Raw genomic sequence first — 16,120 nt, 5'->3', positions numbered from 1 at the left:
ATGCCCGCATTGCCTGTCTTTCGCACCATGGCAGTTGGTGCAGCGCTTCAGTCCACCACCAGCCGGTAGCCGACACCGGGTTCGGTGCGCACGATGGCCGGCCGCGCCGGATCGCGCTCGATCTTCTGGCGCAGCTGGCCGATGAAGACGCGCAGGTAATGCAGGTCTTCGCCATGGGCCGGCCCCCAGACGGCGGTGAGTAGCGTCTTGTGGGTCACGACCCGCCCGGCATGGCGGCCGAGCAGGGTCAGGAGATCGTATTCCTTCGGTGTGAGCCGAATCGGTTCGCCGCCGCGCGCCACCAGCCGGTGCACCGTATCGATGGTGAGCCCATCCGCCACCATCACCGTTGGCGCGGCATCCGCCTTGCCGCGATGGCGCAGCGCATTGCGGATGCGGGCCGTCAGCTCGCCGATCCCGAAGGGTTTTTCAATGTAATCGTCGGCGCCGAGATCGAGCGCTGCAATCTTTTCGCTCTCGCGGTCGCGGGCCGAGAGAATGACGATCGGAAGATCCGACCAGCCGCGCAGGCTCGAAATCACATCCTTGCCATCCATGTCCGGCAGGCCGAGATCGAGGATGACAAGGTCCGGCGCCGCGGTTGCAACCGCCTTCAATGCATCTGCGCCGCAGAGCGCCTCGATCACCTCATAGCCGGCCGCCGAAAGCGCCGGTTTGAGGAAGCGCTGGATCTGCGGCTCGTCGTCCACCACAAGGATACGGGCTTGCGTCATGTCGGCCGGCCTGCAGGAGGCTCCGCCAAGGGCAGCGCTGCTGTCTTGTTCGTGGAAAACCGCATGACGATGCGCGTTCCTCTCTTCTTCACCGCCGGGCTTTCGGCATGGATGCGCCCGCCCATGGCTTCGACGAAGCCGCGGGCGATGGAAAGCCCAAGCCCGGTTCCGGGCGCGCGGCCATCCGGCTTGCCGCGCCGATAGAATTTCTCAAACACCCGGTCTATATCGTCTGCCGGAATGCCTTTGCCAAGATCGGTGACGGAGATCAGCACATCCTGATCGTCGCGCCGCGCATAGACATTGATCGGCTCGTCGCCGCCATACTTGACCGCATTGTCGAGAAGGTTGAACAGCACCTGACCAAGCAGGACCGCATCGCCCTCGATAAGCGGCAGATCGCTGGCAATGCCTGTTTCAATGATCCGACCCGGAAAATACCTGCGCGTGCGCTCCACGGCCGATTGCACCACGTCGCCCACGTCCACCCAGTCGCGTCTGGCTTTCAGCGTGCCGGCCTCGATGCGCGTCATGTCGAGGAGATTTGCCACGAACCGGCTCATCCGGCTGCCTTCCTCCTCGATCGACTGGAGAAGATCGTCGCGGCTTTCCGGGCTCATGCGGTCGCCGAGCTGGCGAAGGCTGGTGACGGAGCCGGTGATGGTCGCAAGCGGCGTGCGCAGATCGTGCGAAATGGACGACAGAAGCGCATCGCGGTACCGTTCGCCCTCCAGTCGGGCCGCCTGCGCAACGCTTGCCTCCGACAGGCGCGCGCGGTCGATGGCCAGCGCCGTCTGGTCGAGGATGGCCGCGAGCGCCCGCTCCGCATTGACATCCATCCGCTCGGCCGTCTGCTCCACGCCGCAGACGCCGACCACCCCGTGGGGGCTTAAGAGCGGGCGAAACTCAAAACGGCTGCTGGGCAGCGTGCCGGTGCCGTGGCCTGCCTTTTCCTGCTTGTCCTCTGCCCACCGTGCCGCCGTCATGTCGGTGACGTCAAGCTCGGTATCCGGCGGCCAGGCGGCGGCAATCTTCAGGTCGGGGCCGTCGGGGATCAGCAGCACGACATTGCGGCGCAGGCTTGCCTGCAACTGCGACACGGCTGCCCAGATCGCATCCTCGGCTTTTTCCGTGCCGGCAAGCTTGCGGGAGAAATCATAGAGCGATTGCAGGGCGGTCGCGCGCACGCGCGCCGTCGCGGCCTGTTCCTGGATGCGCGAGGCAAAACCGCCGGCAATCACCGCCACGGCAAAGAAGACGATGAGCGCAAACACCTCGTGCGGGGCAGCGATGGTGAAGGTGTAGAAAGGCGCGATAAAGAAAAAATTGTAGCAGAGGGCAGACAGGATCACGGCGATCAGCGCTGCTGCATAACCGGCCGTGACCGCCGCACCAAGAACGGCCAACAGAAACAGCAGCGAGATGTTGGGCAGGTGCATGATCCGGTCGATGGCAACGCCGGTTCCGGTTGCAAGCGCCACCAGCGGCACGGCAACGAGGGCGGCGCGGATGAGGCCGGCGCGCGAAAGCAGGGGCAGGCGCCGCAAGCCTCTTTGCGTGCGAACCTCCTCCCGATCGCCGGTGACGAGATGGATGCCGAGACCTGAGGCGCGGCTTGCCAAGGCGTCCGGCAGCGATGGTGACCCGAAGGGTCTTGCGCCCTTGCTCCAGCTGCTGCCCCAGCCTCTGGCGCGCGGCGCACCGATGACAATCTGGGTTGCATGTTCGCGCCGTGCAAGCTTCAGGATTTCTTCCACGAAATCCGTGCCGATGACCCGGCGGGTCTCGGCCCCCAGCTGTTCGGCAAGCCGAAAGATCCGCTCGATCTGCTCAATGCCGGCGCGGCCTTCGGCTTCCTGGTCGGCGCGTTCGATGGAAACGACGATCCACGGCGCGTTGAGCCCTGACGCGAGCCGGCTTGCGACGCGCACGACCTTTTCCGACAGCGTATCGGCGCCGACGCAGACGATCATGCGCTCGCCCGATGCCCAGGGGCCTTCGATGGCGTTCTGCTTCAAATAATCGACCATCTGGTCATCGACGCGGTCGGCGGTGCGGCGAAGCGCCAGTTCGCGCAGGGCCGTCAGGTTGCCGAGCCGGAAGAAGCGATCCGCCGCCCGCCCGGCATTTTCCGGCAGGTAGACCTTGCCCTCCTTCAGCCGCTCGATCAGTTCGCTCGGCGGAAGGTCAACCAGCAGAACCTCATCGGCCCGCTTCAGCACCACGTCCGGCACCCGCTCGCGCACGACGACGCCGGTGATGTCGGCCACGAGATCGCCAAGGCTTTCCAGATGCTGGATGTTGAGCGCCGTCCACACATGGATGCCGGCGCCGAGCAGTTCCTCGATGTCCTGATAGCGCTTCGGGTGGCGGCAGGCTTCCGGATTGCTGTGGGCGAGTTCGTCGACGATGACGATATGCGGGCGGCGGGCAAGCGCCGCATCGAGATCGAATTCTTCCAGCATGCGGCCGCGATGGGGCACCCGCATGCGCGGCAAGACGTCTAGCCCTTCGAGGAGGGCGGCCGTTTCGCTGCGGCCGTGGGTTTCCACAAGGCCGATCACCAGATCGACGCCATCCGCCTTCAGCCGGCGCGCCCGCGCCAGCATGGCATAGGTCTTTCCGACGCCGGGGGCGGCGCCGAGAAAGACCGTCAGCTTGCCGCGGCCATCCTTGCCGGCAAGCGCCAGCAGGGCATCCGGATCAGGCCGGCGATGCGTCGTGCGGTCGTCTTGCGCCATGCTTGGCTTGCCTTTCTGGACGTCTCTGGACCCCCTTGGGGGCTTCCCGTGTGCCTTACGTCTTTAATGCATCCAGCGCCATATTGAGCTTCAGCACGTTAATGCGCGGTTCCCCGACAAGCGCAAGAGCGCGCCCCTCGGTCTGTTGCTCGACAAGGCTTGCCACATCGCTTTCGGCAAGGCCACGGGCCTTTGCGATACGCGCCACCTGGGCGCGGGCAAACTTGGGAGAGATATGCGGATCAAGCCCGGAGCCGGAGGTGGTGACCGCATCACCGGGCACAGGCCCCGCAATGCCGGTGGCGTGCAGCTTCCCCACGTCGGCTTTCACCCGGTCATGCAGCTTGACCGAGGTGGTGCCGAGATTGGAGCCGGACGATGACGCGGCATTATAGGCATCCGGCGAGGTGGCCGAAGGGCGCGACCAGAAATAGCGGTCGGAGGTAAAGGACTGGCCGATCAGCGCCGAGCCGAGCACGGTGCCGTTCTTCTCTATGAGACTCCCATTTGCCTCGGCCGGCATCACCGCCTGGGCGATGCCGGTGACGGCGAGCGGATAGGCGATGCCGGTGATTGCAGTCATGACCACGATGAGCGTGATGGCGGGGCGAAGATGAGAGAGCATGATTACACCAGGTGAAGGGCTGTGATGGCAAGGTCGATGATCTTGATGCCTGCAAATGGCAGGAGAAGACCGCCGAGGCCATAGACCAGCAGGTTGCGGCGAAGGAGGGCGGCAGCACCCGACGGGCGATAGGAGACGCCACGCAGTGCCAGCGGGATCAGCGCCACGATGATCAGCGCGTTGAAGATGACCGCCGACAGGATGGCCGATTGCGGCGAGGCAAGGCCCATGACGTTCAGCGCATCAAGCGCCGGATAGGTGGCGACGAACATTGCCGGGATGATGGCAAAATATTTCGCCACATCATTGGCAATCGAAAACGTCGTCAGCGAACCGCGCGTCATCAAAAGCTGCTTGCCGATCTCGACGATCTCGATGAGCTTTGTCGGGCTGGAATCGAGGTCCACCATGTTGGCGGCTTCGCGGGCGGCCTGCGTTCCTGTCTGCATGGCCACGCCGACATCGGCCTGGGCAAGCGCCGGGGCATCGTTGGTGCCGTCACCGCACATGGCGATCAGGCGGCCGCCCTGCTGTTCGCGGCGGATGAAGGCAAGCTTGTCCTCTGGCGTTGCCTGAGCAAGGTAATCGTCAACGCCGGCTTCCGAGGCAATCGCGGCAGCGGTCACCGGGTTGTCGCCGGTCACCATCACGGTGCGGATGCCCATGGCGCGAAGAGCGGCAAAACGTTCCTTGATGCCGGGCTTGACCACGTCCTTCAGGTGGATGGCGCCGAGCAGGCGGTTGCCATCGGCAACGGCAAGCGGCGTGCCGCCCGAGCGTGCAATGGTATCGACGGCGCGGCGAAAATCTGCCGGGGCGTCGTCCTGGGTGAGACCTGCGAACTTCAGCACCGCATCGACGGCCCCTTTACGCAGACGGCGACCGGCAAGATCGACGCCGGAGAGGCGGGTTTCTGCGGTAAAGCCGATGACGGCATCAAACTGTGCGTTTGGCATGGCCACGCCGAATTCGCCGGTGGCAAGCGCCACCACCGAGCGGCCCTCGGGCGTTTCGTCCGACAGGCTGGCGAGAAGGGCAGCCTCGGCCAGCTCCACCTGCGTGACGCCGGGGGCTGCCACAAAATCGTTCGCCATGCGGTTGCCGAAGGTGATCGTGCCGGTCTTGTCGAGCAGAAGCGTATCGACGTCGCCGGCTGCTTCCACGGCACGCCCGGAGGTGGCGATCACGTTGAAGCGGACCAGACGGTCCATGCCGGCAATGCCGATGGAGGAGAGGAGGCCACCGATGGTGGTCGGGATCAGGGTGACGAGGAGGGCTGCCAGCACGGTGACCGACAGAACCGTGCCCGAATAGCCGGCAAGACCCCAGATGGCGACGCAGACGAAGAGGAAGATCAGCGTCAGGCCGGACAGAAGGATCGAGAGCGCGATCTCGTTCGGCGTCTTCTGGCGCTTGGCCCCTTCGATGAGGGCGATCATGCGATCGACAAAGCTGGAGCCGGGGGCGACCGTGATCTTCACCTTGATCTCATCCGACAGCACCTGCGTGCCGCCGGTGACGGCCGAGCGGTCGCCGCCGGATTCGCGGATCACAGGAGCGGATTCGCCGGTGATGGCGCTTTCGTTGACCGAGGCAACGCCTTCGATGACTTCCCCGTCGCCGGGGATCAGTTCGCCGGTCTTGACGATGACGATGTCGCCGATCTTCAGGCTGGTGGAGGGCACGCTTTCGGTCTTGCCGCCGGCAATGAGACGACGAGCGACCAGTTCGGACTTGGTGCGCTTCAGGCTGTCGGCCTGGGCGCGGCCGCGCCCTTCGGCAACGGCTTCGGCAAAGGTGGCAAAGAGGACGGTAAACCAGAGCCAGGCGGCGATCTGGCCGGAGAAACTGGCTTCTGCCGGATTGGAGACAAGATCGCGCAGGAAGAGCAGCGTCACCACGCCGGCGACGACCTCGGTGACAAAGATCACCGGATTGCGCAGCAACTGGCGCGGATCGAGCTTCTTCACCGCATCGCGCATGGCCGGCAGCAGAATGGCGGGGTCCAGAAGACCGGGCGCCTTATGGTCTTTTGACATGGGATGATCCTTTAGAAGGTCTGGCCGGCCAGCATGGCGAAGTGCTCGACGATGGGGCCAAGGGCGAGGGCGGGGAAAAACTGCAGGCCGCCGAGGATGAGGATGATGCCGATCAACAGGCCGACGAAGAGCGGTCCATCTGTCGGGAAGGTGCCGGAGGAGGCGGGAACCTTGACCTTGGCGGCCAGCGATCCGGCAATGGCCATCACCGGCACGACATAGGCAAAGCGGCCGAGAAGCATGGCGATGCCGAGCGTGGTGTTATACCAGGGCGTATTGCCCGAGAGACCGCCGAAGGCCGAACCATTGTTGCCGGCAGCCGACGTATACGCATAGAGGATTTCCGACAGGCCATGCGGGCCTGCTGTCCCGATGCTTGCCACCGCAATCGGCAGCATGGCGGAGATGGCGGTAAAGCCCAAGATCGCAAGCGGCAGGATGAGGATGGCAAGCATCGCAAACTTCATCTCGCGGCCCTCGATCTTCTTGCCGAGGAATTCCGGCGTGCGCCCGACCATGAGGCCGGCGACGAAGACGGAGAGAAGCGCAAAGACGATCAGCCCGTAGAGGCCGGACCCGACACCGCCCGGCAAAACTTCGCCAAGCTGGATGAGGAACATCGGGATGAGCCCGCCAAGGCCCGTAAACGAACCGTGCATGCCGTTGACGCCGCCATCCGAGAGGCCGGTGGTCACGGCTGCATAAAGCGCGGTCATGGCCTGGCCGAAGCGGACTTCCTTGCCTTCCATGTTGCCGAGCGCGGGATCGACGCCGAGCGCCGTCAGGATCGTATTGCCCTGCGCTTCCGCCCAGTAGGTGACGGCCACGCCTGCAATCAGCAGCACGGCGATGGCTGAGATCAGCGCCCAGCCCTGGCGACGGTTGCCGACCATCTGGCCGAACGTATAGACCAGCGCCGCCGAGATCGACAGCATCGCGAAGATGTTGAGATAATTGGAGAATGCCGTCGGATTCTCGAAGGGATGCGCGGCATTGGCATTGAAGAAGCCGCCCCCATTGGTGCCAAGCTGCTTGATCGCCTCCTGGCTTGCGACAGGTCCGAGCGAAATGATCTGATTGGCGCCTTCAAGCGTGGTGGCGCTGATCGAGGCCTGCAGCGTCTGGGGCAGGCCCATGGCCACGAAGACGATGGCTGTTACGATGGACAGCGGCAGAAGCACGAAGAGCGTCGCGCGCGTCATGTCCACCCAGAAATTGCCGAGCGTTGCAATGCGCGAGCGGGTGAAGGCACGGGTAAAGGCAATGGCGAGCGCCATGCCGGTTGCCGCCGACAGGAAGTTGTGAACGGTCAGGCCCGCCATCTGGCTGAAATGGCTCATCGTCGCTTCACCGGCATAGTTCTGCCAGTTGGTGTTGGTGACGAAGGAAACGGCCGTGTTGAAGGCAAGGTCGGCCGGCACGGCTGCAAACCCCTGCGGGTTGAGCGGCAGGTAGGCCTGAAGCCTCAGGATCGCATAGAGCGAAATGAAACCGATGAGCGAGAAGGCAAGCATAGAAAGCGTATAGGCAAGCCAGCCCTGTTCCTTGCGGGGATCGATGCCGCTTAACCGGTAGATGCCGCGTTCGAGCGGGCCCAGAAACGGCGAAAGGAAGGTACGTTCGCCCTCGAAAACCCGCGCCATGAAAAGCCCGAGCGGCTTGATGACGAGGGCAACGGCTGCGAAAAGGAGGCTGATCTGCAGCCACCCGATGATGGTCATGGGAGATCTCCTCGAAAATCAGAAGCGTTCGGGGCGCAGAAGCGTCACCACGAGATAGACGCCAAGGGCGATGGCGACGAGAAGGCCGAAAAGGGGCTCAAACATTGTCGAGCTCCCTCAAAGCCGGTCGAGGGCGCGGGCATAAAGGGCAAGCGCCAGAAGCGTGCCGCAGCCAAGCGTCAGAAAAATGAAATCGGACATGTCCGTTCTCCTGTTGGAACAGAAGATAGGTTACGCCCGCTGAGGATCAGGGTTCGATTGGGAAGATGGAAGCGCGAGATAAAGAAAACATAAGGAACGGCGGGCGCCGCTTCGGGGCCGCTCACGGACGGGCGAGGGCCGGCGCGCCGGTCTCAGGCTTCGTCTGCCACCTCATCCGCCCAGACCAGTTGCAGCAGGCGGCGCAACTCGCGCCGCTCATCCTGCGACATGCGGGCAAGGATGCGGTCTTCGTGCGCCTGCACGAGCTGCAGCCAGTGGTGCGCCGTCGCAATGCCGGCCTGCGTCGGGTAAAGCCTCTGGATCCGCTGGTCCGCCGGGTCGTCGGCGCGGCTGAACAGGCCTTTTGCCTCCAGGACCTGCAAAAGTGCCACGATGTTGGCGCGCTTGATGGCAAGGGTTCGGCAGATATCGGCAGAGGTGCGGCCGGGATGTTCCACGATGCTGATGAGAACACTCATGGTGATCGGCCGGGCGCCTTCCGGCTCGAGCGCGGCAACCGCCCCGTTCATGTCATAGACCGATGCCCGGCGAAGGTGATAGCCGACGAGTTCGCCGAGCGCCTCGCGGATCTCGGAAAGCTCGGGCGCGGCGTCGCTCTGGTCGGATTTCATCGGGCGTGAGGTTTTCTCGTGCATCGCATCTCCTCTTGACGCCGTTCCAATGTAGCGACATTAATGCTATGAAACATAGCAGTCAATCGACGCGTCGATGTCCGGCCTCGGGAGGATCGGTATAGCACAGGGACAGCGGGCCTTTACAGGCTCCGATGTGCCTATCCGCCGGGATGGATGGTCGCACATCGCGCCCATTCGGGGCCGGATGCCCGTATCACGGACGTCAATCGCCGGATTTTTCCGCGGCCGACCGACAGGTGCGGCGCAGAGACACAGACCAAGGGAGCAAGGAGAACAAGATGGCCAATGATGTAGATACAGTGTCTTATGACGTGCGCGACGGCATTGCCTGGCTGCGCTTTAATCGTCCGGACAAGCGCAACGCGATGAGCCCGACGCTGAACCGCGCCATGATGGTGGCGCTCGACGAGCTGGAATTTCGCGAGGATGTCGGCGTTCTGGTGCTGACAGGCGAGGGCAGTGCCTGGACCGCCGGCATGGACCTCAAGGAATATTTTCGCGAGTCCGAAGCCGACGGCCTGAAGGGCGTGCGCCGGGCGCAGCGCGAAAGCTATGGCTGGTGGCACCGCCTGCGCTGGTATCAGAAGCCGACCATCGCCATGGTCAATGGCTGGTGCTTCGGCGGTGGCTATGGTCCGCTGTTTGCCTGCGATCTGGCCTTTGCGGCAGATGAATCGAAGTTCGGCCTCTCGGAAATCAACTGGGGCATCCTGCCGGGGGGCGGTGCCACCAAGGTTGCGGTGGAACTGCTGCCGTTCCGCAAGGCAATGTATCATGCCATGCTGGGCGAGCCGATTGACGGCAAGACGGCAGCTGAATGGGGGCTCGTCAATGAAAGCCTGCCGCTCGACCAGCTGGAGGGGCGCGTCATCGAGGTGGCACGCAAGCTGCTCGAAAAGAATCCGGTGGCTCTCAAGGCCACCAAGGATGCCGTGCGCCGCGTCGGCGTGATGACCTATGACGAGGCCGAGGATTACCTCGTTCGGGCCCAGGAAGCGGCCAATTCCTACGATGCGACCGGCCGCAAGGAAGGCATTCGGCAGTTCATCGACGAGAAGAGCTACAAGCCGGGGCTTGGCGCCTACGACAAGTCGCGCCGCTGAGCCATCCGCTCGGGCCAGTGTGAAACCAAGCACCGGTGACGCCAAGAGGCGCCACCGGTGCTGTCGCATTGTCGTTTTTGTGCTTCAGCATGACCGGATCGGTCACGCCATTGCGACATCGGCACCGCGCAAAGTCGCCGCGCAAAATAAATTTTTCCGAGCGTGAAACTTTTTGTAATCCCCCGCGTTTACAAAAATTGGATCGAAAACCGTGAGACGGTCTGCGACCCCGGATACGGGTGGCAGCGGTTGCTCGATCATATTTTGCACACGATCAAGACTTTGAAATATGATGGACGCTGCCTCGAAATCCCCGATTCCCCAGCTTCGATCGGCCGTGCCGGTAAGGCGCCCGTTGAGGGGCAGCGGAGAGGAGGGACAGGAGCAGATCCCGATGGCCGAGGCGCTTCGGCATGTCGGCATCAGCAAGCTTGTGCTGCATGCGTGGGAGCGCCGTTATCAGCAGCCATTGGCGGAAAGAACCGAAACGGGCAGGCGGTATTTTACTGCCGATCAGGTCTATCGGCTGATCCTGCTCAAGGAGTGCAGCGACGCAGGCTATCGGATTGGCACCATCATCTCCCTTCCGATCGAAAGCTTGGCCGAGATCGCGCGCGCCCATCACAAGCTCATAAACCTCACCCCGCTTCTTGACGCCATCCGGCGAATGGACGCGATTGCCATGAAAACCCTGCTTGAGGAACATCTGGCTGTCGAAACGCCAGCCGAATTCGGCAAGGCGACGGTTGCACCACTGATGAAGGAGGTTGGCCGGCAGTGGAGTGAGGGCACGCTGTCTATTGCTGCAGAACACATGGTTTCGGCCGAAATCCGCGGCATGCTGTCGATCTGCCTCAACAGCCTGCCGCTCGACCCGGCTGCGCCCAAGGCGATCGTGGCCACGTTTGAAGGCGAACATCATGAGATCGGCGCCTTGCTGGCGACGCTTCTTGCGCGCAACGCCGGACTTGCGGCGGTTTATCTTGGGCCTAATCTTCCCATCGATGATATCGTTTCTGCCGCAGAGGCAAGTTCCGCGCGTGTGGTCTGTCTCAGCTGCCTGATCGGCAAGGCGCGCAATTTGAAGCCGAGGCTGGAACGCCTGCGCCAGACCCTGCCCGTGCCCATCGAGATCTGGACGGGTGGACCGGGTTTTTCTGAAGCGCCTGTCATCAGCGGCATTCGCCATTTCAGCGAGATCGGTGAATTCGAAAAAGCGGCTGAGACTTTGGCACGGGGTGAAAAGGCGCCATCGCGGCGTCACGCCGCAAGGGCTGATTGAACAGGAGTTCCCTGCCTGATGGCGCCCGCCGCCATGAACAGCGCCTGGCGGATCCGGCTCGAACGTCCCATCTCTGGTTTCTTGAGATGACGCGCGCGGGTATACGGCGAGACAAAAAACAGCTCTTCAAGACCACTTTTGGCGTTCGCCAATTCCTCCGAACGCAGCATTGCTGCGCGCAGCCGCATGCTGCCTAGGCGTGACGTGATCATATACAAAATGTCCCTAAATTAGGTTTTTCTTAGATTGTTGTCGATATTTCTGATGTCCTCCACTCTGGCGCTGTGGCGCTTTCGCACCAACCTGCAACAAGGACACACAGAATGTTCGAAGCCACGCTGAACAAGAAGATTGCCGCCAAGCTTTCGGCCCTTGACGCTTTGCAAGCCAATGTGATGGTTGCGGATTCAAACTTGAACATCACCTATATGAACCCGGCGGTGATGCAGCTTCTGAAAGATGCGGAGAAGGACCTGGTCAAGGAACTGCCGCGTTTTTCGGTCGCCACCTTGATCGGCAGTAATATCGACGTGTTTCACAAGAACCCAACCCATCAGCGCACCATGCTGGCGGCGCTGCGGGAGCGTCATCAGGCGACGATCCAGGTTGGCGCGCTGAGCTTTGACCTTTTGGTAACGCCGCTGAAGCGCAACGGGAAAACGCTCGGTTTCGTCGTTGAATGGGCAAACGCCAAGGAGCGAATGCTGAACCTTGATTACGCGGCCCAGATTGCGGCCATCAGCCGGTCGCAGGCCATCATCGAATTTACGGTCAGTGGAGAAATCCTTGGGGCCAACCGGAATTTCCTCGATGCCCTTGGTTATGCCTCCATTGAGGAACTGAAGGGTCGCCACCACAGCATGTTCGTGTCGAAGGAATATGCGGCAAGCCCTGAGTACAAGGCATTCTGGCAGGAACTCGCGGCAGGGCGATATCAGGCGGCGGAATTCACCCGCGTCACCAAGGACGGCCGCCAGATTGTGATTTCGGCCTCCTATAATCCCATCCTGGACATCAACGGCAAGGTCACGAAGGTCGTCAAGTTCGCAACCGACGTGACGAAACGCATCAGGACCGTCTCCGCGCTGGGCGACAGTTTGAAACGCCTGTGTTCGGGTGATTTCGCCTTCCAGCTGGAGGAGGCGTTTGCCCCGGAATTCGAATTCCTGCGCCACGATCTCAATCGCTCCGTCGGGCAGCTTTGCGATACGTTCCGCCAGATCTCCACCAGCGTCGATCTGCTGAGCACGGGCACCAGCGAGATTACCGGTGGCGTCAAGGATTTGTCGCGCCGCACGGAATCGCAGGCTGCAAGCCTTGAAGAGACGGCTGCCGCCCTTGATGAAATTACGTCAAACGTAACGTCGTCGGCGCAGCGCGCGCTCGATGCCCGCGATGTCGCTGCGAGAGCCAAGCTTAATGCGGAAGAGTCGGCAAGTGTCGTTGCCCATGCGGTCGATGCGATGAGCCGCATTGAGGACTCGTCGAGCAAGATTTCCAACATCATCGGCGTAATCGACGAAATTGCCTTCCAGACCAACCTGCTGGCTCTCAACGCCGGCGTTGAAGCGGCGCGTGCCGGGGAAGCCGGTCGCGGCTTTGCCGTCGTTGCCCAGGAAGTGCGCGAACTGGCGCAGAGATCGGCGAAGGCTGCCAAGGAAATCAAGGATCTCATCCAGAACTCGACCACGGAAGTCGAAAACGGTGTGCGGCTGGTGAGCGAGACGGGCGGGGCCCTGAAGAGCATCAGTGCTCTGATCGTCGAGATCAACGACCACGTCGATGCCATTTCGACTGCCGCGCGCGAACAATCGACGGGGCTTGCCGAGGTGAATGGCGCCGTCAACAGCATGGACCAGACGACACAGCAGAACGCTGCCATGGTGGAGGAAAGCAGTGCAGCGGCAGCGACCCTGTCTGCCGAAACGCTGAAGCTGAAGGAAATGGTGGGCGCCTTCACACTCGACAATCGGGATGGCCGCCGTCATGCCGTTGGCCAGGCGGGATATCGCAGCCCGCCCCACCGCGCCGCGTAACTTACGGACGCGACGCGCAAGCGCACGAGAAGCCGGCAGGCAAATCGATGCGGGCCGAACATAATGACGTTCGATCCCGTGCTAGTTTTTGAGAATACCTGTCGGCAGGCAGCTTAGAGCAGCGGCAAGGATTCGGTTTTAAGGCAGGTGGGCAGAGAGGTTTTCGGAGACGAGCATTTTACACTGGCATCAACAGAAGCGTGACGCTATCGGTCGCCGTCGACACGTCTCACGAGTGCTTTGCAGGCCATGCAGTCATCCGCCCTTCTTACCGGTTTCACCACCGGGCTCAGTCTCATCCTTGCCATCGGTGCGCAAAACGCCTTCGTGCTGCGCCAGGGGCTGCTTGGCGCGCATGTCCTGGCCGTCTGCCTTGCCTGTGCCGTATCGGATGCGCTGCTGATCCTCATCGGCGTCACCAGTTTTCGCCAGATCGCCGCAGTGCTGCCCTGGCTTGATCCGGTCATGCGGCTGGGGGGAGCCGCGTTTCTTCTCGCCTATGGCGCGCGCAGCCTGTATTCGGCCTTTCGTTCCAGCGGCAGTCTGTCGACCGAGGGCGAAGCGGTGGCAGGCTTTTGGCCGACGCTTGCCACATGCCTTGCGCTGACCTGGCTCAATCCGCATGTCTATCTCGATACGGTGGTACTGCTCGGGACGATTTCCACGCGCTTTCCCGGGGCGGAGCTGGTCTTTGCCGCAGGCGCCGCCATCGCCTCCTTCAGCTTTTTCTTTCTCCTTGGCTACGGCGCGGGCTTCCTGCGGCCGATCTTTCAAAAGCCGGGCAGCTGGCGCGTTCTGGAAGCCTTGATCGGCCTGGTGATGTGGGCGATTGCGTTGAAACTGCTGTTTGCCGACTGATCCTGACGCTATAGCCGCGCCCGCGTGCTGCGCGGTGTGGCAAGAAGCAGGCTGGTTTCGCTGCCGGTAATGCCCGCTACCAGACGGATGCGTCGCAGCACCGCGTCGAACTCCGCAAGGCTTGCCGCGCCCACCTCGACGATCAGGTCGAAGCGGCCATTGGTGGTATGAATCTCGGAAATTTCCGGAAAACCGCCGAGCGTGCGGATAACCCGGTCGGCCATGCGCCCCTCGATCTCGATCATCATGATACCGCGCACCGGCAGTTCCACCGCATCGGCGCGCAGGATGACCGTATAGCCGATGATATTGCCGCTGGTTTCCAGCCGCTCCATGCGCGCCCGAACCGTGGCACGCGAGACGCCGAGATCAAGCGCCAGATCAGAGACGCTGCGGCGCGCATCATGCCGCAGAAGCGTGACCAAGCGCGTATCCAGATCGTCCATCGTCTCATGCCAATTCGGTTGATCATCCTGCCATATTGCTAAGCTACACTGATAAAGATGGCAATTATCGATGTTCAAATTGCCAGTCCCGCATGGTTCACTCAAATGAAGGAGACATGGGCATGATTTGCAAACTGATCGGTGTGCCGCTGCAGGATGGCGCTTCACAACTGGGCTGCGAGATGGGACCGAGCGCCCTGCGCACCGCCGGCATCGTCGCCGCACTGTCGGAGCTTGGCCATGAGGTGCGCGACCTCGGGAACCTCGCACCGACCGTTAGGGAGAGCGCAACCCATCCGAATGCGGCGGTGCGCAATCTTGCCGAAATCAGCGGCTGGATCAAAGCGATCGAGCAAGCGGCCTACCTTGAGAGCGAAGACGGCATGCCGATCTTCCTCGGCGGCGACCATGCCTTGTCTGCCGGTTCTGTCGCAGGTGTTGCCCGGCGCGCCGCTGAGAAGGGCCGGCCGCTCTTTGTGCTCTGGCTCGATGCCCATACCGATTTCCATACGCTCGATACGACCGGCAGCGGAAACCTGCATGGCGTACCGGTCGCCTATTTTACCGGCCGCCCCGGCTTCCAGCCTTTCTTTCCAGCACTTGCCGCGCCCGTCGATCCGGCCAATGTCTGCATGATCGGCATACGCAGCGTCGATCCGGCCGAGCGCGCGGCACTCAGCAAGACCGATGTGGTCGTGCACGACATGCGCGCCATCGATGAACATGGCGTGGCCGCACTGTTGCGCGGCTTTCTGGAACGGGTCGCCGCCGTCAACGGGCTCCTGCATGTGAGCCTCGATGTCGATTTCCTCGATCCGTCGGTCGGCCCGGCTGTCGGCACCACGGTGCCGGGTGGGGCAACCTTTCGCGAGGCCCATCTCGTCATGGAAATGCTGCATGACAGCGGCCTTGTCTCCAGTCTCGACCTTGTGGAACTGAACCCTTTCCTTGACGAGCGCGGCCGCACCGCAACGCTTCTGGTGGACCTTACCGCAAGCCTGATGGGCCGCACGGTCATGGATCGTCCGACCCGCAGCTACTGACAGATTTTTTCCGCAGGAGGATCATCATGCCGGCGCAGACAGACCTCAACCTCGTGCCCTTCGTCAGCGTCGAGACCATGATGAACCTCGTGGCGTCGACCGGCACGGAAACCTTCCTCACCGAGCTTGCCGCCTATATCGAGGAGGATTTCCGCCGCTGGGAGTGTTTTGACAAGACACCGCGCATCGCCTCGCACTCGCTCGACGGCGTGATCGAACTGATGCCGACCAGCGACGGCCGGCTCTACGGCTTCAAATATGTCAACGGTCATCCGAAGAACACCCGGACCGGTCGCCAGACGGTGACCGCCTTTGGTGTTCTGTCGGATGTCGATAGCGGCTATCCGCTGGTCTTAAGCGAAATGACCATTCTGACGGCACTGCGCACCGCCGCCACCTCCGCCCTTGCCGCGCGCTATCTGGCGCCGAAGGGCGCGCGCACCATGGCACTCATCGGCAATGGCGCCCAGAGCGAGTTCCAGGCGCTCGCCTTCAAGGCGCTGCTCGGCATCGACCGTCTGCGGCTGTTCGACATCGAGCCTGCGGCGAGCGACCGCTGCCGGCGCAATCTTGAAGCCTTCGGTTTCCAGATCGAGATATGCCGCTCGGCAGAGCAGGCGGTGGAGGGGGCGCAC

Annotated in this window: 15 protein-coding genes; 6 read left to right on the top strand and 9 right to left on the bottom strand. The window is 62.5% G+C overall.

Annotated features, from left to right (window positions below; translation table 11 throughout):
• Nucleotides 1–47: 47 nt before the first annotated feature.
• The 7 genes from ACEXP3_RS09295 to ACEXP3_RS09265 all read right to left on the bottom strand — a co-directional run bounded on the left by ACEXP3_RS09295 (nucleotide 48) and on the right by ACEXP3_RS09265 (nucleotide 8,717).
• Nucleotides 48–734, bottom strand: coding sequence for a response regulator (locus tag ACEXP3_RS09295; protein ID WP_377297000.1), 687 nt, complete (start codon nucleotides 732–734; stop codon nucleotides 48–50).
• Nucleotides 731–3,475, bottom strand: coding sequence for an ATP-binding protein (locus ACEXP3_RS09290; protein ID WP_210107016.1), 2,745 nt, complete (start codon nucleotides 3,473–3,475; stop codon nucleotides 731–733). Before ACEXP3_RS09290 ends, ACEXP3_RS09295 begins: the two co-directional genes overlap by 4 nt.
• Nucleotides 3,476–3,530: 55 nt before the next feature.
• Nucleotides 3,531–4,100 (bottom strand): potassium-transporting ATPase subunit KdpC, encoded by a 570-nt coding sequence (gene kdpC, locus ACEXP3_RS09285; RefSeq protein ID WP_377296999.1) that lies wholly within the window; start codon nucleotides 4,098–4,100, stop codon nucleotides 3,531–3,533.
• 2 nt (nucleotides 4,101–4,102) lie between these two features.
• Nucleotides 4,103–6,139 (bottom strand): potassium-transporting ATPase subunit KdpB, encoded by a 2,037-nt coding sequence (gene kdpB / locus ACEXP3_RS09280; protein ID WP_377296997.1) that lies wholly within the window; start codon nucleotides 6,137–6,139, stop codon nucleotides 4,103–4,105.
• Between the two features lie 11 nt (nucleotides 6,140–6,150).
• Nucleotides 6,151–7,860, bottom strand: coding sequence for a potassium-transporting ATPase subunit KdpA (kdpA, locus tag ACEXP3_RS09275; protein WP_377296996.1), 1,710 nt, complete (start codon nucleotides 7,858–7,860; stop codon nucleotides 6,151–6,153).
• A gap of 18 nt (nucleotides 7,861–7,878) precedes the next feature.
• On the bottom strand, nucleotides 7,879–7,965 hold the full coding sequence (gene kdpF, locus ACEXP3_RS09270) for a K(+)-transporting ATPase subunit F (RefSeq protein WP_210107068.1): 87 nt from the start codon (nucleotides 7,963–7,965) through the stop codon (nucleotides 7,879–7,881).
• A gap of 248 nt (nucleotides 7,966–8,213) precedes the next feature.
• On the bottom strand, nucleotides 8,214–8,717 hold the full coding sequence (locus ACEXP3_RS09265) for a MarR family winged helix-turn-helix transcriptional regulator (RefSeq protein WP_377296994.1): 504 nt from the start codon (nucleotides 8,715–8,717) through the stop codon (nucleotides 8,214–8,216).
• A 278-nt stretch (nucleotides 8,718–8,995) separates the two neighbouring features.
• Between ACEXP3_RS09265 and ACEXP3_RS09260 the strand changes: the two genes are divergently transcribed.
• Both ACEXP3_RS09260 and ACEXP3_RS09255 read left to right on the top strand, forming a co-directional pair.
• The gene (locus tag ACEXP3_RS09260) at nucleotides 8,996–9,820 is read left to right on the top strand and encodes a p-hydroxycinnamoyl CoA hydratase/lyase (protein WP_377296993.1); all 825 of its coding nucleotides are present in this window, start codon (nucleotides 8,996–8,998) and stop codon (nucleotides 9,818–9,820) included.
• Nucleotides 9,821–10,214: 394 nt separating this feature from the next.
• Nucleotides 10,215–11,102, top strand: a complete 888-nt coding sequence (locus ACEXP3_RS09255; RefSeq protein ID WP_377296992.1) for a MerR family transcriptional regulator — start codon at nucleotides 10,215–10,217, stop codon at nucleotides 11,100–11,102.
• Here ACEXP3_RS09255 and ACEXP3_RS09250 read toward each other — a convergent pair.
• Entirely contained in the window at nucleotides 11,081–11,314 is a 234-nt protein-coding gene (locus tag ACEXP3_RS09250; RefSeq protein ID WP_377296990.1) for a hypothetical protein, read from the bottom strand. The genes ACEXP3_RS09255 and ACEXP3_RS09250 overlap by 22 nt on opposite strands.
• Nucleotides 11,315–11,425: 111 nt before the next feature.
• Here ACEXP3_RS09250 and ACEXP3_RS09245 point away from each other — a divergent pair, with 111 nt between their 5' ends.
• Together ACEXP3_RS09245 and ACEXP3_RS09240 are read left to right on the top strand one after the other, a co-directional pair.
• Nucleotides 11,426–13,138 carry a methyl-accepting chemotaxis protein gene (locus tag ACEXP3_RS09245; protein ID WP_377296989.1) on the top strand — a complete coding sequence of 571 codons (1,713 nt, stop codon included), beginning with the start codon at nucleotides 11,426–11,428 and terminating at the stop codon, nucleotides 13,136–13,138.
• A gap of 249 nt (nucleotides 13,139–13,387) precedes the next feature.
• The gene (locus tag ACEXP3_RS09240; protein WP_377296988.1) at nucleotides 13,388–13,996 is read left to right on the top strand and encodes a LysE/ArgO family amino acid transporter; all 609 of its coding nucleotides are present in this window, start codon (nucleotides 13,388–13,390) and stop codon (nucleotides 13,994–13,996) included.
• Nucleotides 13,997–14,004: 8 nt separating this feature from the next.
• Here ACEXP3_RS09240 and ACEXP3_RS09235 read toward each other — a convergent pair whose 3' ends face one another.
• Nucleotides 14,005–14,442, bottom strand: a complete 438-nt coding sequence (locus ACEXP3_RS09235) for an Lrp/AsnC family transcriptional regulator (protein ID WP_377296986.1) — start codon at nucleotides 14,440–14,442, stop codon at nucleotides 14,005–14,007.
• Between the two features lie 122 nt (nucleotides 14,443–14,564).
• On the opposite strand from ACEXP3_RS09235, the gene rocF reads away from it, so the two are divergent.
• Both rocF and ACEXP3_RS09225 read left to right on the top strand, forming a co-directional pair.
• Nucleotides 14,565–15,485 carry an arginase gene (rocF, locus tag ACEXP3_RS09230; RefSeq protein WP_377296985.1) on the top strand — a complete coding sequence of 307 codons (921 nt, stop codon included), beginning with the start codon at nucleotides 14,565–14,567 and terminating at the stop codon, nucleotides 15,483–15,485.
• Between the two features lie 26 nt (nucleotides 15,486–15,511).
• On the top strand, nucleotides 15,512–16,120 hold a 609-nt coding region (locus tag ACEXP3_RS09225; protein ID WP_377296984.1), incomplete at its 3' end, for a Rossmann-fold NAD(P)-binding domain-containing protein.

Origin of the sequence: Neorhizobium fuzhouense (assembly GCF_042611105.1) — a bacterium.
GTDB classification, from domain to species: domain Bacteria; phylum Pseudomonadota; class Alphaproteobacteria; order Rhizobiales; family Rhizobiaceae; genus Neorhizobium; species Neorhizobium galegae_A.
This window is presented reverse-complemented; position numbering and strand designations above follow the sequence as displayed.

What these genes read in the sequence shown, in the direction of transcription:
- ACEXP3_RS09255 (WP_377296992.1), top strand. Translation starts at nt 10,215, where the DNA reads ATGGCCGAGGCGCTTCGGCATGTCGGCATCAGCAAGCTTGTGCTGCAT.
- rocF (WP_377296985.1), top strand. Translation starts at nt 14,565, where the DNA reads ATGATTTGCAAACTGATCGGTGTGCCGCTGCAGGATGGCGCTTCACAA.
- ACEXP3_RS09245 (WP_377296989.1), top strand. Translation starts at nt 11,426, where the DNA reads ATGTTCGAAGCCACGCTGAACAAGAAGATTGCCGCCAAGCTTTCGGCC.
- ACEXP3_RS09295 (WP_377297000.1), bottom strand. Translation starts at nt 734, where the DNA reads ATGACGCAAGCCCGTATCCTTGTGGTGGACGACGAGCCGCAGATCCAG.
- ACEXP3_RS09235 (WP_377296986.1), bottom strand. Translation starts at nt 14,442, where the DNA reads ATGGACGATCTGGATACGCGCTTGGTCACGCTTCTGCGGCATGATGCG.
- kdpC (WP_377296999.1), bottom strand. Translation starts at nt 4,100, where the DNA reads ATGCTCTCTCATCTTCGCCCCGCCATCACGCTCATCGTGGTCATGACT.
- kdpF (WP_210107068.1), bottom strand. Translation starts at nt 7,965, where the DNA reads ATGTTTGAGCCCCTTTTCGGCCTTCTCGTCGCCATCGCCCTTGGCGTC.
- kdpA (WP_377296996.1), bottom strand. Translation starts at nt 7,860, where the DNA reads ATGACCATCATCGGGTGGCTGCAGATCAGCCTCCTTTTCGCAGCCGTT.
- ACEXP3_RS09240 (WP_377296988.1), top strand. Translation starts at nt 13,388, where the DNA reads ATGCAGTCATCCGCCCTTCTTACCGGTTTCACCACCGGGCTCAGTCTC.
- ACEXP3_RS09250 (WP_377296990.1), bottom strand. Translation starts at nt 11,314, where the DNA reads ATGATCACGTCACGCCTAGGCAGCATGCGGCTGCGCGCAGCAATGCTG.
- kdpB (WP_377296997.1), bottom strand. Translation starts at nt 6,139, where the DNA reads ATGTCAAAAGACCATAAGGCGCCCGGTCTTCTGGACCCCGCCATTCTG.
- ACEXP3_RS09265 (WP_377296994.1), bottom strand. Translation starts at nt 8,717, where the DNA reads ATGCACGAGAAAACCTCACGCCCGATGAAATCCGACCAGAGCGACGCC.
- ACEXP3_RS09260 (WP_377296993.1), top strand. Translation starts at nt 8,996, where the DNA reads ATGGCCAATGATGTAGATACAGTGTCTTATGACGTGCGCGACGGCATT.
- ACEXP3_RS09290 (WP_210107016.1), bottom strand. Translation starts at nt 3,475, where the DNA reads ATGGCGCAAGACGACCGCACGACGCATCGCCGGCCTGATCCGGATGCC.